Here is a 16,571-nt window from a genome sequence, read left to right on the forward strand (position 1 = left end):
AAAAGAATATGAAAAAAGGAAAAGTACTATTATACATTGGGCTATTTATGATATCAATAGGGACAAGTTTAATATCAATGAAGAATATTCAAATAGGATTATTTCTGCTTATTTCGGCAGTGGTGGTATTACTATTTGCTTTGGTAATAGGTCTAAAAGAAAAGAAGGCTTCTAAGAACTAAGCAAGGCGATTCTGTAGGGCATTTATTTTATTCTCTCTACTCCAATCAAATGTTTTAGAAGTATCAGATACATAGTGATATAATAGAAGTGCTTTTCTAGCTAGGAGAGCACTTTTTTTGTTTTCAGAAGTCTTAGTGGTAGAAGCGAGATAGAGGATGGTATGACTAGTGTCTATTGTCACAGTTGATAGAGATACGATTACTATAATCATCACTTAGTTCTACCTTACTAATCCATTCACAGCCATCACCTGCGTAGGCAAAGCCGAAGTAAACAGGTGGACTGTTTTTAAATAGTTCGCCTGCCCATTGATGTATAGGGTGATTACATACGTCAAACTGTGTTCTTGGCTGTAAGTTTAAAGGCAGGTAACCACTGTTGCCTCCTGTTGTTATTAGTTCTTCACTGACCAATTGATTATCTTTTACGACCGCTATTAAATAGTAGCCTCTATCATACTGACTTTCTCTATTTTGTGGTATATTGAAATGATATAGAAAATAGTTATAGTCATTTAGTGTGTATAGGTAAGTTTTAACAATGTTTGTTTTATTGTTGTTTTGAATGTAATCTTTGTTGTATTGTGAGGTCTTAGATAGTGGAAATGTCTTGTTATCCACTTCTTTCCACAGTATTGGTTGTACTTTACCTAGTTCGAAAGGACTGGTTTTACCTACAGCCACAAAGAAGTTTTCGAAGTAATTCTCTTCTGTGATGTATGTTTCTGTTTGAGGAATTTGAAAGCCTAATTCATAGTCAAAATAAGTCCATTCTTTATAGGTGTTTTCTCCTGTTTCTTCGTCTGTATGTATTGCAAATTCAAAAAACTCATAAGGGTTTAAAGAGGCTATTCCCTTTAAATCTTTTATCTTATAAGTGATCAGTTTATTGTTGACAAAGTCGTAAAGATATAGATTGTCTTGTTCTGATAACTTGGTATATTTAAGTAGATTTTTTTTGTTTTTTTGTGGAAGCAGTACATACCTTTCTTGATCAGCCTGTACATTATATCTATAGTTATCAGGTATCATAGAGAAAGCCTTTTCTTCTGCTTCATTTTCTATGGTAGGAATTATATCTGATAAGGAGATATAAAAGAATTTTTTGTCGTAATTGTGTTTTATTGTAAATACTTCTTGACCATAACTACAGGTATAAACAAAGAAAGAGATAATAAATAGAGCAAATAACTTCATAGACTGTAGCATTGAGTTTATGTAAGAGTACAAACCACTAAAGAGAAGAGTACTCTAAATCTTGAGTGAAGTTACGCTAAAATGTTCTTTAATTCTACTATTTTATTCTCTCTACCCCAATCATACGTCTTAGATGTATCAGCTACATATTGAAATAACAGGAGTGCTTTGCTATTCAAGAGAGCACTTTTTTCGTTTAAAGAATCTTGAGTTTTGAGAGCTAGTAGTCTTAGGATGTCAGCCAGTGATTCTATATTTTCGATATCCATTCCATCTATGGCAAGTAAAGTAGTTATGGTTTCTTCATCAGAAGAGAAGATGAAGCTATCTATGTTTAGATTGAAGTTGTCCTTAAGGGCAGAAGTGAAGTCCTGTACCTGTTGTTCCGTTTCGAAGTCATCAATAGGTAGTGAATTAAAAACGGCTCGTAGTAATTGAGCCGTTTGTTGTATCATTCTAAGTACGAGATCTCTTCTTTCCATAAAAATTAATTAGCGTACTGGTCGTAAGGTGTTGCTAAATGTAACTTTAAAAGGAGTTGTCTTGTTTCCGTTATTTTTCATCACATAGATGAACTTAAACATCTTAGCATGGTCACTTTCTATAGTTAGTGAGCCACCTGTATAACTGTCTTTTAATACAATGTTTTGGCTGTTCTCTACACGGATAGATTTGGCAATACCTGTTTTTAGGTCGCTCATTGTCATACCGTAGTAGTAGGATTTGTTGTCTCCTTTGACAGAGATGTTTTCCCCTTTAAAGCCTTTAGTTAGTATCACTACAGAGTAATTCTCTCCTGTAGCTTTAATGTTTTTGAGATAGTTGTCTTTCGTTTTATCTGTTACAGATCTAAAGTCATCTCTCACTTGCGCATAATCAGGTAAGTCGATTACGTCTTTTTCTTCAGGAAGTCTTTCTTCCTCTTTGATTTTTTCGATTCGCTCATCAACAGTCAATTCCTTAGGTGGTGTAATAGTTGCTACATGTGAAGCAGATTTACACATGGAGAATAAGACGATTAAAGCTAAGAAAGGTAATTTTTTCATATTCTTAATTTAACAATGATAGGGATGCGATCGTAAGTAAGTATCTTTGTTGCCGTAAAGATAAATTTTTACAGCCAATAAAAAAACTGTAATAGAGTGTCTTAAACGTTAAAATAGGTTTTTCAATGAATTATGATGTCATATTAGTAGGTGGTGGAGCAGCAGGTTTTTTTACTGCTATTAATTTAGTCGAACAGAATAAAGGGCTAAAAGTAGCTATTATAGAACGAGGAAAAGAGGTATTGTCTAAAGTGAAAATATCAGGAGGAGGAAGATGTAATGTTACACACGCATGCTTTGATCCGAAGGAGTTGACACAGTTTTATCCTAGAGGGGCTAAAGAATTATTAGGGCCTTTTCATCAGTTTTGCTCAGGCGATACGATAGAGTGGTTTGATCGCCACGGAGTGACGCTTAAGATAGAAGAAGATGGAAGGATGTTTCCTGATACAGATTCATCACAGACGATTATAGACTGTTTTATGAAAGCTGTACGTGAACTAAAGATAGATGTTATCACGAGTAGTAGTGTACAAGGGATTTTTAAGAAAGAGAATAGCTGGAAGCTAGACACTACCACAGGTAACTATGAGTGTGAGTATCTAGTAATGACCACAGGTAGTAATCCGAAGATGTGGAATATGATGTCTGAGTTCGGACATAAAATCATAGAGCCTGTACCATCATTATTTACGTTTAATATTAATGACAAGCGTATTAAAGATTTAATGGGAGTTGCTACTCCTGCTGAGGTGAGTGTTAAAGGAACTAAATTAGAAGCGGCAGGTCCTTTATTGATTACACACTGGGGGATGAGTGGACCGGGTATATTACGTCTATCTGCATGGGGAGCGAGAATCTTAGCAGAGAAGAATTATCAGTTTCATATTACGGTGAATTGGATGCCACAGCACAGTTTTGAATCCCTTAAAGAAGAACTTCAGCATATCAGAAAAGAACACGCTAAGAAGAATGCAATTAAGCGTATCGAACTAGAGTTGCCTAACCGTTTATGGGAGCGTATGGTAGTGGTGTCAGGTATAGCAGAAGATACAAAGTGGGCAGATGTAACGAATAAGCAGCTAGATGTATTATGTGGAGAATTGACTCAAGGAGAGTACCAAGTGAATGGAAAGAGCACATTTAAAGATGAGTTCGTGACTGCAGGTGGTATTGATCTAAAGGAGGTAAACTTTAAAACAATGGAAAGCAAAGTAAATGACAACTTGTATTTTGCTGGAGAAATATTAAATATTGATGCGATTACAGGAGGTTTTAACTTCCAAAACGCATGGACAAATGGGTATATAGCTTCTCAAGCTATTACTGCTAAAATAGAAAGTAAATAAGATGAGGTTTAGTTATTATAATTTGACAAGTAAGATCTTACTGTCAGTATTCTGTTTATTGCCATTCCTTGGGATGATTATATTCTTTATGCAGGTTGGTAATGTATTGGCAATATCCCTGAGTGTGATTATGATTTTCTTACTCATTGTGTTTATTTACAAGTGCTTTTTTATCAAAGTAAATATTGATAAATCGGGGATTACCTATGTTAGCCCTCTAAAAAATAAGCATCTTAATTGGGATGAGGTGAAGGATGTATTGATTGTGGTACGTGAGCGTCGTTCACTTCCTGATTATTATAAATTCAACGAATGGATGGAAGCAGGTAAGGCGGGTAAGAGTTATTTTGTTTTATTTAGAACTACAGAAGGTTTTCCTGAGAATCCTATGTTTATGTTTAGTGCACCAACAGGAGAAGACTATATAAGTGTACAGTTTCGACCAAGTATAAAACAAGCAATAGAAAAGTATCGTTAAGCAAGACTAACAATATTGAAAAAGGTAGTAGAACTCAAGTTTTACTACCTTTTTTGGTATTTGTGATTAATGATTTATAAAATGTGTACATCCCTAAATTTGTCTCTACATAAAAAATAGAATGTAACCCAAATACTAGGATCTCTAACTGAATCTAGTTGTATAAATTTAAAACTACAGTAAAAAACAAAAGAGTAGCAAAATAGTCAGTTTTTATTTTGTATATTTGCAAAGTATTGAATATTAGAATTTAATACTTTTTTTAGGCCAATCTTCGAGGCTAATATTTGAAAATAATCAGAACTTACGTGAATAGGATGAAATAGGCATTTTTATGCAGTTTTGGTTCGAGTGAGTCCATAGTGAGTCCATAATGAGTCCATAGCTAGTCCATTAAAACGGCATTTTTAATGCTCTCGATATGGATACACGATGTTATCAATATACTTTCATACAAAGTTATGTAGTAGCTTCTTTGGCTGGAACTGCTAAATAAGGAGGTTACTTTTTTATTGAGATAAATGAATAATTCTTAGGTGAATTAAAGTTGTTGATTTATAGCGAGATAGAAAATAGAATCTGAGACAAAGTTACGAATTTAAAAAGAATGTATAAGAAGGAGTTAGACTTAAAAAGAGTTCTTTTATAGAAGTCTAGACAACTTCAGTAAGACGTATAATCCGAGTACACTTATTTATGCCAAGTAATTACTTGTAGAAGTTATAAAGTATAGAAGGTCATTAGCGAGAGTTGATGACCTTTTATTTTACCGTATTTATGGGGGTAGTAATTATAGGGATAGGCAGGAGTGCGTTATTTTGATGTATGTGTTTTGTTTTATTGTTAAATATGTTTGTATAATGTGTTATATTTATCTAAAAATTACTTTTTATGATAGATAATGTAAAGTATGGATTAAAGCTCTCAGGTTTTGGGGCGTTTAGTTTTATAAAGGTTGCAGTGTTTGGTTTGTTTAGCGCAGTAGTAAGTTTGATTACAGGTATTATCTTGTTGTCTAATGCGAGTGGTACGAATGCAGCAGGTGAAGTGTATGAAAGTTCTTTCAGTACGTTTATTAAAGACTCACCTTACCTTTCAGTATTGTTACTAATCACGCTGATAAGTATCTATTTTGTGTTTTCGTTTTCGACACAGTATGCTTTTAGAAAAGTAGCTAGACGTATTTTAGATGATAAAGCCGAGTCATTTTTAGAACCTATTATGGATAAGGCGATGGATAAGACGATGGGTAGAATAGATGAAACGGAGAAACAGAATATGGTACAGCGCGGTATGGATTATTCAGTTTTGAAGCTTCAGACGATTAATAATGTAAAACAAGAAACGAATAATAAATGGTTAAGATACCTGTTGGTACTAGGATTCTCTAAATTAAAGTTAGATGATATCCCTTTTGATGATCCTAAGTTTAATGTGCGTTCTGAAATAAAAACAAGAGTGATACAAGGGATTAAAGACTTTGCTACACCTGATAAGCAGTTCTTCTGGATGATCATAGGATATCATTGGATAGCTATTTTGATTATAGCATTTATGAGATAATAATGTACTTATAGGATATGTTAGATAAGATAAAGTATGCAGCCAAACTATCCTTTATAGGAGGAAGTAGTTTTCTTAAGATATTTATAGTCGGTTCATTTAGTGCAGTGTTTTCTTTTGCTATAGGTTTATTGTTATTTATATATGGACCCTATCTAGGAGTTGGTAATATAGGTGGTTCGGCAGGATTGATGGCTTTATTAGCGGTCTTTGTTATTGCTCCGATTCAGAGTATTTCGTTGACCATGATATTGATTAGTAATTACTTTATTTTCTCTATGGCTAGTTCGTATGCTGTTAAAAAGGTAGCGAATAGATTGTTAAATGACAAAGGGGAAGCTCTTTTGTATCCCTTAATTGATAAGGCATTAGATAAGGTTATTAGTGATACTTCTGTGGCTGATAAACAGAACTGGGTGCAGAAGGGATTTGACTTTTCCTTGGTACAAATGCAGATTGTCAATAATATTAAAAATCAAAGCGAGAATAAGTGGATTAAGAAGATGCTAATTTATGGATTTAAAAAGCTGAGTGTAGACGATATTCCCTTTAATGATCCAAAGTTAAATATCCGTGAGATAATTAAAGACAGAGTTATTAATGCTATTCGAGAAATGGCGAGTCCAAGTAAGAAGAAGTTTTGGTATATGATCTTATTTCATTGGATAGCGGTTTTGGTAATTTTGATAATGAATTTGATATAAAAAGGAGCTAGTGATTTTGAGATAGATCATTAGCTTTTGTTGTATTCGAACGGTTTTAGAATATAACTTTCTTAAAGAATGAAGTAGCTATCAATAAAAGATGTTATTTTTGTGTCATAGAAATAACAGAATGATGAATATAGAAGACTTTATTTTTGACCGATCAGTAGATGTTAATTTGGCTATGGAGGGTGGTTTCTCATGGGGTACGCCTAGTAATATAGCATTAGTTAAGTACTGGGGAAAGAAAGATAATCAGATACCTGCGAATCCGTCGTTGAGTTTTACCTTGAATAATTGTAAGACAGAGACATCGTTAATATATAAGGCAAAATCTGATAAAGGGATAAGTTTTGATCTTTTGTTTGAGGGACAACCTAAGGAAGATTTTAAACCAAAGATTCAGAAGTTCTTCGAGAGAATAGTAAAGTACTGTCCTTATATAGAAAATTATCACTTCATTATAGATACTAAGAATACTTTTCCACATAGTTCGGGTATAGCATCTTCTGCTTCAGGTATGGGGGCTATGGCCGTAAATATTATGTCATTAGAAAAGTTGTTAAACGCAGATATGACTGTTGAATACTTTAATCAGAAGGCTTCTTTCTTAGCGCGTTTGGGCTCTGGAAGTGCGTGTAGAAGTATTACAGGTAGTGTAGTGGTGTGGGGAGAACAAGCTGATATTACAGGTAGCTCGGATTTATATGGTATAGAATTTCCATATGAGGTACACCCTGTGTTTAAGAATTACTGTGATACAATTTTACTTGTTGATAAAGGTGAGAAAAAAGTATCAAGTACTGTTGGGCATGATCTAATGCACAATCACCCTTATGCTGAGCAACGTTTTAGTCAAGCACATGAGAATTTGGCTAAGTTGAAAAATATATTGGTAGAGGGTAATTTAGTTGAATTTATGGCGTTAGTAGAGAGTGAAGCGCTAACATTACACGCAATGATGATGACTTCGATGCCTTATTTTATCTTGATGAAGCCTAATACACTTCAGATTATTGAGAAAATATGGGAGTTTAGAGAAAAAACATCTATACCTGTGTGCTTTACATTAGATGCTGGGGCAAATGTCCACGTGTTATACCCAATGGGTGATAAAGACTTCGTACAGACATTTATCAGACAAGATTTGGCTCAGTATTGTCAAAATGAGCAGTATATAGATGACGAAATAGGTACAGGATCATTATTAATTAAATAATTTTTTGTAATTTTATACTACGGTATGCTAATTGCATATTGAGAACTTAAAATTTGGAGATATGAAAAAGTTAATGACAATTTTTGGTTTAGCAATAGGTAGCTTACTATTTAGTCAAGCAACTTATGCGCAAGAGTTAGCGCCTGATCAAAACCCTAATTATAGAGTAAGTATGGTGAAGTATATGGCAGTGAAAGATTCGCTGACAGCTACTTTGAGTACAACTGTACAAGATACTTATAAGGCGTATGATTGGTATGAGGCTAAAATGGAACGCAAAGCTCAAAAAAGAGAGTGGAAACACGAGGAACGTATGGCTCGTGCTAAGTATGGTAGAAGCTACTCTAGCTATGATAGTGGATATTATGGTAATAACTATAATAGATATAACTCAGGATGGAGTAACTGGAATAACTGGAGACCTCAAGTAGGCTTTAGAACAGGGAACTGGTGGTTCTCTATCTAGGAATTGAAAACACAATATGAAAAATAAAAACAGGATTATGCAAATTAAACGTATAGCATTAGCTACAGTATTAGCTGTATCAGGATTAGTTATCACATCATGTGGTCGTCAAGTAACAAGAGTAAGTACTGAAGACACTATTGATATCAGTGGTAGATGGAATAACTCAGACTCAAGAGAGGTGGCTGATCAAATGACTAGACAGATATTAGAAGAAGAATGGATCTCTAATTTCCGTGAAGAGAATGCAAGTAAGAAACCTGTGGTTATTGTGGGGATGGTATACAATAAAAGCCATGAGCATATCGAAGCAGAAACTTTCGTAAAAGATGTGGAGCAAGCTTTTATTCGTTCTCAAAGAGTTCGTTTAGTACAAGGTGGAAAGAAACGTGAAGAACTACGTGGTGAGCGTGCTGACCAACAAACAAACGCTTCTTCATCTTCTATGAAACAATTCGGTTTAGAGCAAGGAGCTGACTTTATGTTACAAGGTTCTATTAACTCTATCGTAGATGCACACAAGAAGAAAAAAGTGGTTTATTACCAAGTTAACTTAGAGTTGACTAATATTCAAACAAATGAAGTAGTTTGGATAGGTGAGAAAAAGATCGCTAAGTACGTAAAAAACTAATTTAAAGGAAAATAGATGGTTTCAAGTAGAACCATATATTCTGTTATAAAAACATCATTGCTTTATGCAATGATGTTTTTCGTGTTTGGATGTGCTTCTTATCACGATAGGATAACAGACTATTATCAGAAAGTAGGTTCCTCTGAGTTTGATCTTGCTGAGAAGGCCTTAGATAAGAATGCTTTGTTACAAAAGCCTCGAAATCTATTGCTTTTTTATATGGAGAAAGGGAAAGTAGCACACCTAAAAGGGGAATACGAAGCAAGTAATAAATATTTTAATCAAGCAGATTTGCTAGTAGAGGATGGATTATCTACTACAGGAGATATAGCAGTTGGTTTATTCTTAAATTCCATGTCTCAAAATTATAAGGGAGAAGAGTTTGAGATATTTATGCTTCATTACTATAAGGCTTTAAACTATATGTATCTTGGTCAGACCAATGAAGCAATAGTAGAGGCTAGACGTATCTCCTTACAGAACTATGAACAAGGAGATAAGTATAATGATAAAGCGACACGTTATTCTAAAGATGCATTCTCTCTGAATTTGCAGGGGCTTATCTATGAGCAAAACAAAAATTATAATGATGCTTTTATTGCATATAGAAATGCTGTAGAAACATATCAATCTGCTAATGGAGTGTATTATGGTGTGAAAATGCCCACTACTTTAAAGTATGATGTCATGCGTATGGCTTCTAAAATGGGGTTTGCGGGTGATGTAGCGAAGTATGAAAAAGAGTTTAACTTGAAGTTAAAAGATGTACCTGTGAGTAGTGGTGGTGATGTGGTGGTTTTTTGGGAGAACGGAAGAGCTCCTGTTAAAGAACAAGAAAATTTATTCTTCACATTAGCAAAAGGTGATTCTGGGGCGTTAGTGTTTACTAATGCGTTGGGATTTGTAATTCCGCTAGATTTTGGTATTGCAGGTAAGACGAATTTGAGTGATATTCACAGTGTCAATATTGCTTACCCAAAATATATCGTTCAGCCTTTGCCTTATACTGGAGCAACTGTTACAGTAAAAGATTCTAAAGTTCTGCCGTTTGAAAAAGCACAAGATTTAGATGCTTTAGCTGTTTTGACTTTAAAAGAGAGAGCTGGTAAGGAATTAGGAAAGATTTTGACTAGAGTGGCAGTCAAGAAAGCTGCTGAATATGCAGTGAAAGCTGCTGCTAGGTCAACTAGTAAGGATAGTGATGCTAATGCAATATTAGAAGGAATCGGATTAGGTGTACAATTATTTAACATGTTTTCTGAAAAGGCAGATACCCGTAACTGGCAGACATTACCTGCGCAGATTAATTATGTTCGTATTCCTTTAGAAATTGGAAAAAACAGTGTAAAAGTTTCAAAAACACGCGCTAATGGACAAGTGGTAGATGGTGTTGTAGAATTAGAAGCAAACGGTGATATGCAGTTCTTTAATATCACTACAATGAAGTAATATAGATTATGAGTGAGAATAGAGTGTGTACGCACTGTAAAGTAGCTATTGTATGTAATACAGATGATATTAAACAATGTGACTGTACGAAAGTGAGTATATCGAATGATACACGTGTTTTTTTGGCAGGGTCATTTCACAAGTGTTTGTGTAATGATTGTTTAACAAAGTTTGATCAGATGATTCACACGTGTAAGGGAAAGGAATTACCTAAACGCAGAAGTGAGATGGAAGAGGGAGTTCATTATTATATGGAGAATGAATATTTTGTGTTTACAGAACTGTATCATATGATGAAAGGACAGTGTTGTCAAAATGGATGTAGACATTGTGTTTATGGGTTCAAAAACAGGTATTTATAAAAAATAAGGACATTAAAAAAGGTGCGAGCGGATATTATGTGTATTTTTGCATCGAGAATTTATAATAACAGCTATGAAAGGACCATTATTTTATTCGAAGATTCTTCTTTTTGGAGAATATGGAATTATCAAGGACTCTAAAGGATTATCTATTCCTTATAATTTTTATAAGGGAGCATTAAAGATGTCTGAGAACTTGGAAGGAGTGGCATTAAAATCTAATCAGAGTTTGAAGAACTTTGCAGCGTATCTATGTGATATGCAAGAGCAAGATCCTTCATTAGTAACGTTTGATTTAGAGCGATTAAATACAGAGATAGAACAAGGATTGTACTTTGATTCAAGTATTCCTCAAGGATATGGTGTGGGGAGTAGCGGAGCTTTAGTAGCGGCTATTTACGATCAATATGCACAAGATAAAATCACTGTATTAGAGAACCTTACAAAAGACAAACTTTTAGTGTTAAAAGGAATCTTTGGTAAGATGGAGTCTTTCTTTCATGGTACTAGTTCAGGATTAGACCCCTTAAATAGTTACCTTAGCCTGCCTATCTTAATTAATTCAAAAGATAATATCGAGCCTGCGGGTATTCCGTCACAAAGTGTGGACGGTAAAGGAGCAGTGTTTTTGATTGATTCAGGAATTGTTGGAGAGACAGCGCCTATGATTACAATTTTTATGGAAAGCTTAAAAGATCAAGGTTTCCGTCAGATGCTTAAAGATCAGTTTGTAAAATACACAGACGCTTGTGTAGAGAACTTCTTAAAAGGAGATGTGAAGTCATTATTTAGTAATACGAAGTTGTTATCTAATGTAGTGTTTAATCATTTTAAACCTATGATTCCTGAGCAATTTCACAGTGTTTGGCAAAAGGGAATCGAGACAAATGATTACTATTTGAAACTTTGTGGATCAGGTGGAGGAGGTTATATCTTAGGATTTACTCCTGACATTGATAAAGCAAAAGAATCATTAAAAGAATATAAATTAGAAGTGGTTTACCAATTCTAATAGGAATTAAGTAAATGTTATAACCTTTCGCTAATGCGAAAATAAATTGATACAAGAGAGATGTTGTCTAGGAAAAGTAAATTGCTCTTAGCGAAAATATTTAGCTTGTTCTCAGTGGTGAGGGGTTATAACATTTTTATTATAGTAGTAGCTCAGTACTTAGCTTCTATTTTTATTTTTGCTCCACAACTAAGAGCATTAGATGTGATCCTTGATTGGAAGTTGTTTTTGATCATCTTTGGATCTTCGCTAGCGATCGCTGGTGGATACATCATCAATAACTTTTATGACGCTGAGAAAGATTTGATCAATAGACCGATAAAGTCTATGGTAGATCGGCTAGTCAGTCAGGCTACTAAATTAAGAGTATACTTTGCACTTAATTTTTTTGCAGTAGGGATAGTGTTTGCTGTATCATGGTATGCATCCGCTTTCTTTTCTATTTATATTTTCCTATTGTGGTTTTATTCACATAAGTTAAAGAAGTTTCCTATTATTGGTAACCTTACAGCTTCATTGTTAGCGATATTGCCTTTCTTTAGTATATTGATGCACTTTAGATTTTATTATCCTTCTATCTTTTTACATGCTGCTTTTTTGTATTTGATCATTCTAATACGTGAGTTGATTAAAGATATGGAGAATATAAAAGGCGACTTTGCGAATGACTATCAGACTATTCCTGTGCGTTTTGGAGAGAAGAAGGCAAAGGAGGTAATTACTTTCGTTACTTTGTTGACATTGATCCCTATTTACTTTTTAGTGAGTAGAGATAACCTTGGGTATATGGTGTATTACTTCTATTTAAGTATTGTTGTCTTAATATTATTCTTATATAGATTATGGACATCAAAAAATTTAACACAATACCACAGTCTACATATTAGTTTGAAAATATTGATTCTATTAGGCGTGTTTTCTATTGTTTTAATAGATCCGGATGTACTGATTAGTGGTAAAGTGTTGCTAGAAGAAACGTTGTAAAGTCTAAAAGTTATGTAAACTTTTAAAGTTATATTAATTAATGCATAGAATAAAACTATCTTTGCAAAAATCTTTTGATATGAATAACGGTAAGTCGAGTTCAGGAAATAATAAATCGAATCGCTCAGGTAGTAAAAATACAGCGGGTAAGAAGTCTTTTGGTTCTAAAGGAGGAACTAAAAAGACGTATGGTGGGAATGATAGTAATAAGAAGTCTTTTGGACCTAAAGAAGGGCCTAAAAAGACGTATGGAGATAATGATAATAACAAGTCTTTTGGATCTAAAGAAGGAGCTAAAAAGACGTATGGAGATAATGATACAAACAAGAAGTCTTTCGCTAATAAAGATGGTAAAAAACCATTTAGCGCAAATACTACTAAGAAATACGATAGTAAACCAAGAGTAAAAAATGCTCCTAAGGATTCTGACGAATTGCGTTTAAATAAATATATTGGTAACTCTGGTATATGCTCACGTCGTGAGGCAGACATCTACATCGTATCAGGTAATGTTAAGGTAAATGGTGAAGTTATCACTGAGTTAGGATATAGAGTAAAGAAGACTGATGTAGTTAACTTTGACGGAACTATTCTTACTCCGGAGAAACTGACTTATGTGTTATTAAACAAACCAAAAGGTTTTGCTACAATTAATGAGCCAATCATCACTGAAGATAATGTACTGTCATTAATTAAAGGTGCATCTAAATACCCATTAGTGCCAATCGGAAGAATGGATAAAACAACTATTGGTTTATTGTTGTTCACGAATGATACTAACTTATTACAGAAGTTAAACTCTACAGATCAACGTTCTTCTAAATTATACCACGTATCTTTAGATAAGAACTTAAAATATGAGGACTTAGAGAAAGTACAAAAAGGGGTGTATATCGACGAACGTCGTGTATTCGCTGAAGAAGTATCTTATGTAGATGACCAACCTAAGACTGAAGTAGGTATTAAACTGAAAGCATCTAACGTGAAGTTAGTACGTGCTATCTTTGAGTCTTTAGGTTATAATGTTATCAAGTTAGACCGTGTGATGTATGGTCCATTAACAAAGTGGAACCTTCCTAGAGGAAAGTGGAGACACTTAAGTGAAGAGGAAGTAAGAAACCTTAAGAATAGTAAATAAGATTACGATATATATAAAGCTCGCTAGATGATAGCGAGCTTTTTTATTGGTAGTTACTGTACTTGTATCGTTATAGGTAGGGTGAACTGTGATCTAACTCTTTTGCCATCAAGTTCTGCAGGATGCCACTTAGGCATACTATTAAGTACTCTAATAGCTTCTTTACCTGCGCCATATCCTGGATCTCGAACTGCTTTTATATCAGTAAGACTACCATCTGCTTCAACTATAAACTGTATGATTACTTGTATTCGCTTAACGCTTCCATCTATATCAGGTGTTCTAAATCTAGAGATAAACTGCCTATTAAAAGCAGACATACCTCCTGGATATTCCGCGTTTTTATCTACTTCATTGTTGTGTTTATATTCTTTGGGGGTTTCTGACACAGGAGGTGTAGGCTCTTCTTTCTTAGGTTCTTTTTTCGGAGCTGTGACTTTATCATCATCCTGTATTTTGTATTCTTTTTCCTCCATTTTACAAGCAAATGCAGTCATTAATAGCAAGCTCAATAGTAGTATTCTTCTAATCATTTCTTTTTCTTTTACAAGTAAAGATAGCTAAATATTAGCGAGTTAGATATGTGTGGTTGTTTATTGTGATAAAAAAAGTGAACAAACGAATGTCTGTTCACTTCAGTATATTTATTGTAATTATCTTATTATTGTAAGTAACTCGGAAGTTCCATTGGGATCTCCATAAGTAACACTTGGCTATTCTCATTAGCCTTAATAGTGAAAGTATCTTCACCGTCAAAACCTATAGCATCTCTTCTGTGTAAGACATCGTTTCCTAATGTGATATCACCTTCTAGAACGAACATAAACACCCCATTTGATTTGTCTTTTAGTTCATAGGCAAGTTCTTTACCTTGTTCTAAGTCCGTCATATGAAACCAAGTATTCTGATGAATCCATACTCCTTTATCATCTGCATTAGGAGATAGAATTTGATCCCATTGATTTACTCTGTCTTCTTTATTTAGTTTTATCTGGTCATAACGAGGCTTTACATTTAACGTATCTGGAAATATCCATATCTGTAAGAATTGACTATCCTGATTCTCATTAGGATTAAACTCACTGTGTTGAACGCCTGTACCTGCACTCATTGCTTGGATCTCTCCTTCATTAACGATTGTTCCATTTCCCATACTGTCCTTGTGAGATATACTTCCTGATAACGGAATAGAGATAATCTCCATATTGTCATGAGGGTGAGTACCGAAGCCCATTCCTGCAGCTACATTGTCATCATTAAGTACACGTAGTACTCCAAAATGTACTCTGTCATTATTTCTATAGTTAGCGAAACTAAAGGTGTGATGAGATTTTAGCCATCCATGATTAGCGTAACCTCTACTGTCTGCTGTGTATAATATTTTTGTGTTCATAGCTTTATTATTTTGTATTACAAAGATAAGAAACACTACACGTTATTACCCTTAATGTAGGTTAAGAACTCTAGTTATTAGTGTTTTACTGTTTATTTCTAGTGGCGTCAAAGTATTCTCTTAATATATCTTCTCTAAAGTCAGGATGAGCAATATTTGCCAAGGCATGTACACGATCTACTATAGATTTAGCTCTTAGATCAGCTACTCCGTACTCTGTCACAATGAATTGTGCATGGGCACGCGAAGTGACTACGCCTGCACCGTTTTTTAGAAAAGGCACTATCTTATTGCCTCCTTTTTTGGTTGTGGCAGACATAGCTATAATCGCTTTACCTCCTTTACTACGAGTAGCTCCACGCATAAAATCTACTTGTCCACCTACTCCTGAGTAAATATTAGGGCCGATAGAGTCAGCACATATTTGTCCTGTTAGGTCTATTTCTACAGCAGAGTTAATAGCTATTGTCTTTGGATTCTGACGAATAATGAATGGATCATTCGTATAAGAACATTCTTTAAATTCAAAAAAAGGATTGTTATCTAGGTATTTATAAATACGCTCTGTACCAACACAGAATGTCGATATAGCTTTATTATTAGAAGATACTTGTTTAGAACAATCTAATGCTCCTGCTTCAATCAAATCAATTACTCCATCAGCGAACATCTCTGTGTGCAATCCTAAGTACTTGTGATTTCTCAGTTTTTGTAATACAGCCTCTGGGATAGAACCGATCCCCATCTGTAAGGTACTACCATCTTCTATCAGTTCAGCGATATATCCACCTATTTTATCTTCTATATCATCGAAGCTGTCGCTGTACTCTGTTAATAGTGGAGTATGATGCTCTACTAATACATCTATTTTAGAGACATGCAGAGCTGCATCACCGAAAGTGCGAGGGATATATTTGTTCACTTGGGCAATAACGATTTTTGAAGAACGTATCGCAGCAGGTGTCGCTTCTACAGAAGTACCTAGAGAGCAGAATCCGTGTTCGTCAGGAGGTGATACTTGTATTAAAGTTACATCAAGATGCACTAGACCGCTGTCAAAAGCTTCAGGTAATGAACCTAAGAATATAGGGGTGTATGTACCATTACCCTCTCTAATGGTATGTCTAACATTGCCACCCGTAAAGAAAGAATTCACAAAAAAACTCTCTCTATATTTCGGATCAGCATAAGGAGCTTTCCCTAATGTGTGGATATGACAGAACTCTACTTTTCTTAATTCTGACGCTCGTTCTACTATAGCATCTATTAAGTGATTAGGAGTGCATGCAACGGCATGTACGTAGATTCTGTCACCAGATTTAATAAGCTTAGCGGCTTCTTGTGCAGTTGTGTAATTCATTTCTTAGTGTGTGTTTTGGGTTTATCTAACGTAGATTT

Annotated in this window: 18 protein-coding genes and 1 pseudogene; 13 read left to right on the forward strand and 6 right to left on the reverse strand. The window is 34.5% G+C overall.

Annotation, left to right across the window (positions count from 1 at the left end):
• The first annotated feature begins 8 nt into the window (after positions 1 to 8).
• Positions 9 to 182, forward strand: a complete 174-nt coding sequence (locus CF599_RS19495) for a hypothetical protein (RefSeq protein ID WP_158221772.1) — start codon at positions 9 to 11, stop codon at positions 180 to 182.
• Between the two features lie 165 nt (positions 183 to 347).
• Here the strand turns inward: CF599_RS19495 and CF599_RS07385 are convergent, their stop codons facing one another.
• From CF599_RS07385 to CF599_RS07395, 3 genes are all read right to left on the reverse strand, one after another.
• A complete protein-coding gene (locus tag CF599_RS07385) occupies positions 348 to 1,379 on the reverse strand; it encodes a hypothetical protein (protein WP_143824803.1) in 1,032 nt (343 codons plus the stop codon).
• A gap of 71 nt (positions 1,380 to 1,450) precedes the next feature.
• Positions 1,451 to 1,861: a hypothetical protein gene (locus tag CF599_RS07390; protein ID WP_121965403.1), complete on the reverse strand. Its 411-nt coding sequence runs from the start codon at positions 1,859 to 1,861 to the stop codon at positions 1,451 to 1,453.
• A 9-nt stretch (positions 1,862 to 1,870) separates the two neighbouring features.
• Positions 1,871 to 2,425 carry a hypothetical protein gene (locus CF599_RS07395; RefSeq protein ID WP_121965404.1) on the reverse strand — a complete coding sequence of 185 codons (555 nt, stop codon included), beginning with the start codon at positions 2,423 to 2,425 and terminating at the stop codon, positions 1,871 to 1,873.
• A 125-nt stretch (positions 2,426 to 2,550) separates the two neighbouring features.
• Between CF599_RS07395 and CF599_RS07400 the strand changes: the two genes are divergently transcribed.
• The 12 genes from CF599_RS07400 to CF599_RS07455 all read left to right on the forward strand — a co-directional run bounded on the left by CF599_RS07400 (position 2,551) and on the right by CF599_RS07455 (position 13,780).
• Positions 2,551 to 3,774, forward strand: a complete 1,224-nt coding sequence (locus CF599_RS07400) for an NAD(P)/FAD-dependent oxidoreductase (RefSeq protein WP_121965405.1) — start codon at positions 2,551 to 2,553, stop codon at positions 3,772 to 3,774.
• 1 nt (position 3,775) lies between these two features.
• A complete protein-coding gene (locus tag CF599_RS07405; protein WP_121965406.1) occupies positions 3,776 to 4,252 on the forward strand; it encodes a PH domain-containing protein in 477 nt (158 codons plus the stop codon).
• An 891-nt stretch (positions 4,253 to 5,143) separates the two neighbouring features.
• The gene (locus CF599_RS07410; protein WP_121965407.1) at positions 5,144 to 5,815 is read left to right on the forward strand and encodes a hypothetical protein; all 672 of its coding nucleotides are present in this window, start codon (positions 5,144 to 5,146) and stop codon (positions 5,813 to 5,815) included.
• 17 nt (positions 5,816 to 5,832) lie between these two features.
• Positions 5,833 to 6,519: a hypothetical protein gene (locus CF599_RS07415; protein ID WP_121965408.1), complete on the forward strand. Its 687-nt coding sequence runs from the start codon at positions 5,833 to 5,835 to the stop codon at positions 6,517 to 6,519.
• 133 nt (positions 6,520 to 6,652) lie between these two features.
• Positions 6,653 to 7,738 (forward strand): diphosphomevalonate/mevalonate 3,5-bisphosphate decarboxylase family protein, encoded by a 1,086-nt coding sequence (locus CF599_RS07420; RefSeq protein ID WP_121965446.1) that lies wholly within the window; start codon positions 6,653 to 6,655, stop codon positions 7,736 to 7,738.
• A 61-nt stretch (positions 7,739 to 7,799) separates the two neighbouring features.
• Positions 7,800 to 8,204, forward strand: coding sequence for a hypothetical protein (locus CF599_RS07425; RefSeq protein WP_121965447.1), 405 nt, complete (start codon positions 7,800 to 7,802; stop codon positions 8,202 to 8,204).
• Between the two features lie 37 nt (positions 8,205 to 8,241).
• Positions 8,242 to 8,835: a penicillin-binding protein activator LpoB gene (locus tag CF599_RS07430; RefSeq protein WP_121965409.1), complete on the forward strand. Its 594-nt coding sequence runs from the start codon at positions 8,242 to 8,244 to the stop codon at positions 8,833 to 8,835.
• Between the two features lie 15 nt (positions 8,836 to 8,850).
• Entirely contained in the window at positions 8,851 to 10,284 is a 1,434-nt protein-coding gene (locus CF599_RS07435) for a COG3014 family protein (protein ID WP_121965410.1), read from the forward strand.
• An 8-nt stretch (positions 10,285 to 10,292) separates the two neighbouring features.
• A complete protein-coding gene (locus CF599_RS07440) occupies positions 10,293 to 10,646 on the forward strand; it encodes a cysteine-rich CWC family protein (RefSeq protein WP_121965411.1) in 354 nt (117 codons plus the stop codon).
• 73 nt (positions 10,647 to 10,719) lie between these two features.
• Positions 10,720 to 11,658: a mevalonate kinase gene (locus CF599_RS07445; RefSeq protein ID WP_121965412.1), complete on the forward strand. Its 939-nt coding sequence runs from the start codon at positions 10,720 to 10,722 to the stop codon at positions 11,656 to 11,658.
• A gap of 60 nt (positions 11,659 to 11,718) precedes the next feature.
• A complete protein-coding gene (locus tag CF599_RS07450; RefSeq protein ID WP_121965413.1) occupies positions 11,719 to 12,642 on the forward strand; it encodes a geranylgeranylglycerol-phosphate geranylgeranyltransferase in 924 nt (307 codons plus the stop codon).
• Between the two features lie 79 nt (positions 12,643 to 12,721).
• Complete coding sequence (locus CF599_RS07455) at positions 12,722 to 13,780, forward strand: pseudouridine synthase (RefSeq protein WP_121965414.1); 1,059 nt, start codon at positions 12,722 to 12,724, stop codon at positions 13,778 to 13,780.
• Positions 13,781 to 13,833: 53 nt separating this feature from the next.
• Here CF599_RS07455 and CF599_RS20065 read toward each other — a convergent pair.
• From CF599_RS20065 to CF599_RS07470, 3 genes and pseudogenes are all read right to left on the reverse strand, one after another.
• Positions 13,834 to 14,118 (reverse strand): annotated as a pseudogene (locus CF599_RS20065) (energy transducer TonB); the annotation flags it as partial.
• Positions 14,119 to 14,441: 323 nt separating this feature from the next.
• Entirely contained in the window at positions 14,442 to 15,173 is a 732-nt protein-coding gene (locus CF599_RS07465) for a pirin family protein (protein WP_121965415.1), read from the reverse strand.
• Between the two features lie 85 nt (positions 15,174 to 15,258).
• A complete protein-coding gene (locus CF599_RS07470) occupies positions 15,259 to 16,533 on the reverse strand; it encodes an acetyl-CoA hydrolase/transferase family protein (RefSeq protein WP_121965416.1) in 1,275 nt (424 codons plus the stop codon).
• Positions 16,534 to 16,571 lie beyond the last annotated feature (38 nt).

The sequence above is a fragment of the Myroides sp. N17-2 genome, from assembly GCF_002286775.1.
Lineage (GTDB): Bacteria > Bacteroidota > Bacteroidia > Flavobacteriales > Flavobacteriaceae > Flavobacterium.

Excerpts from the sequence above, each read along its gene's own strand:
- CF599_RS19495 (WP_158221772.1), top strand. The coding sequence starts at position 9 with ATGAAAAAAGGAAAAGTACTATTATACATTGGGCTATTTATGATATCA.
- CF599_RS07385 (WP_143824803.1), bottom strand. The coding sequence starts at position 1,379 with ATGAAGTTATTTGCTCTATTTATTATCTCTTTCTTTGTTTATACCTGT.
- CF599_RS07390 (WP_121965403.1), bottom strand. The coding sequence starts at position 1,861 with ATGGAAAGAAGAGATCTCGTACTTAGAATGATACAACAAACGGCTCAA.
- CF599_RS07395 (WP_121965404.1), bottom strand. The coding sequence starts at position 2,425 with ATGAAAAAATTACCTTTCTTAGCTTTAATCGTCTTATTCTCCATGTGT.
- CF599_RS07400 (WP_121965405.1), top strand. The coding sequence starts at position 2,551 with ATGAATTATGATGTCATATTAGTAGGTGGTGGAGCAGCAGGTTTTTTT.
- CF599_RS07405 (WP_121965406.1), top strand. The coding sequence starts at position 3,776 with ATGAGGTTTAGTTATTATAATTTGACAAGTAAGATCTTACTGTCAGTA.
- CF599_RS07410 (WP_121965407.1), top strand. The coding sequence starts at position 5,144 with ATGATAGATAATGTAAAGTATGGATTAAAGCTCTCAGGTTTTGGGGCG.
- CF599_RS07415 (WP_121965408.1), top strand. The coding sequence starts at position 5,833 with ATGTTAGATAAGATAAAGTATGCAGCCAAACTATCCTTTATAGGAGGA.
- CF599_RS07420 (WP_121965446.1), top strand. The coding sequence starts at position 6,653 with ATGAATATAGAAGACTTTATTTTTGACCGATCAGTAGATGTTAATTTG.
- CF599_RS07425 (WP_121965447.1), top strand. The coding sequence starts at position 7,800 with ATGAAAAAGTTAATGACAATTTTTGGTTTAGCAATAGGTAGCTTACTA.
- CF599_RS07430 (WP_121965409.1), top strand. The coding sequence starts at position 8,242 with ATGCAAATTAAACGTATAGCATTAGCTACAGTATTAGCTGTATCAGGA.
- CF599_RS07435 (WP_121965410.1), top strand. The coding sequence starts at position 8,851 with ATGGTTTCAAGTAGAACCATATATTCTGTTATAAAAACATCATTGCTT.
- CF599_RS07440 (WP_121965411.1), top strand. The coding sequence starts at position 10,293 with ATGAGTGAGAATAGAGTGTGTACGCACTGTAAAGTAGCTATTGTATGT.
- CF599_RS07445 (WP_121965412.1), top strand. The coding sequence starts at position 10,720 with ATGAAAGGACCATTATTTTATTCGAAGATTCTTCTTTTTGGAGAATAT.
- CF599_RS07450 (WP_121965413.1), top strand. The coding sequence starts at position 11,719 with ATGTTGTCTAGGAAAAGTAAATTGCTCTTAGCGAAAATATTTAGCTTG.
- CF599_RS07455 (WP_121965414.1), top strand. The coding sequence starts at position 12,722 with ATGAATAACGGTAAGTCGAGTTCAGGAAATAATAAATCGAATCGCTCA.
- CF599_RS07465 (WP_121965415.1), bottom strand. The coding sequence starts at position 15,173 with ATGAACACAAAAATATTATACACAGCAGACAGTAGAGGTTACGCTAAT.
- CF599_RS07470 (WP_121965416.1), bottom strand. The coding sequence starts at position 16,533 with ATGAATTACACAACTGCACAAGAAGCCGCTAAGCTTATTAAATCTGGT.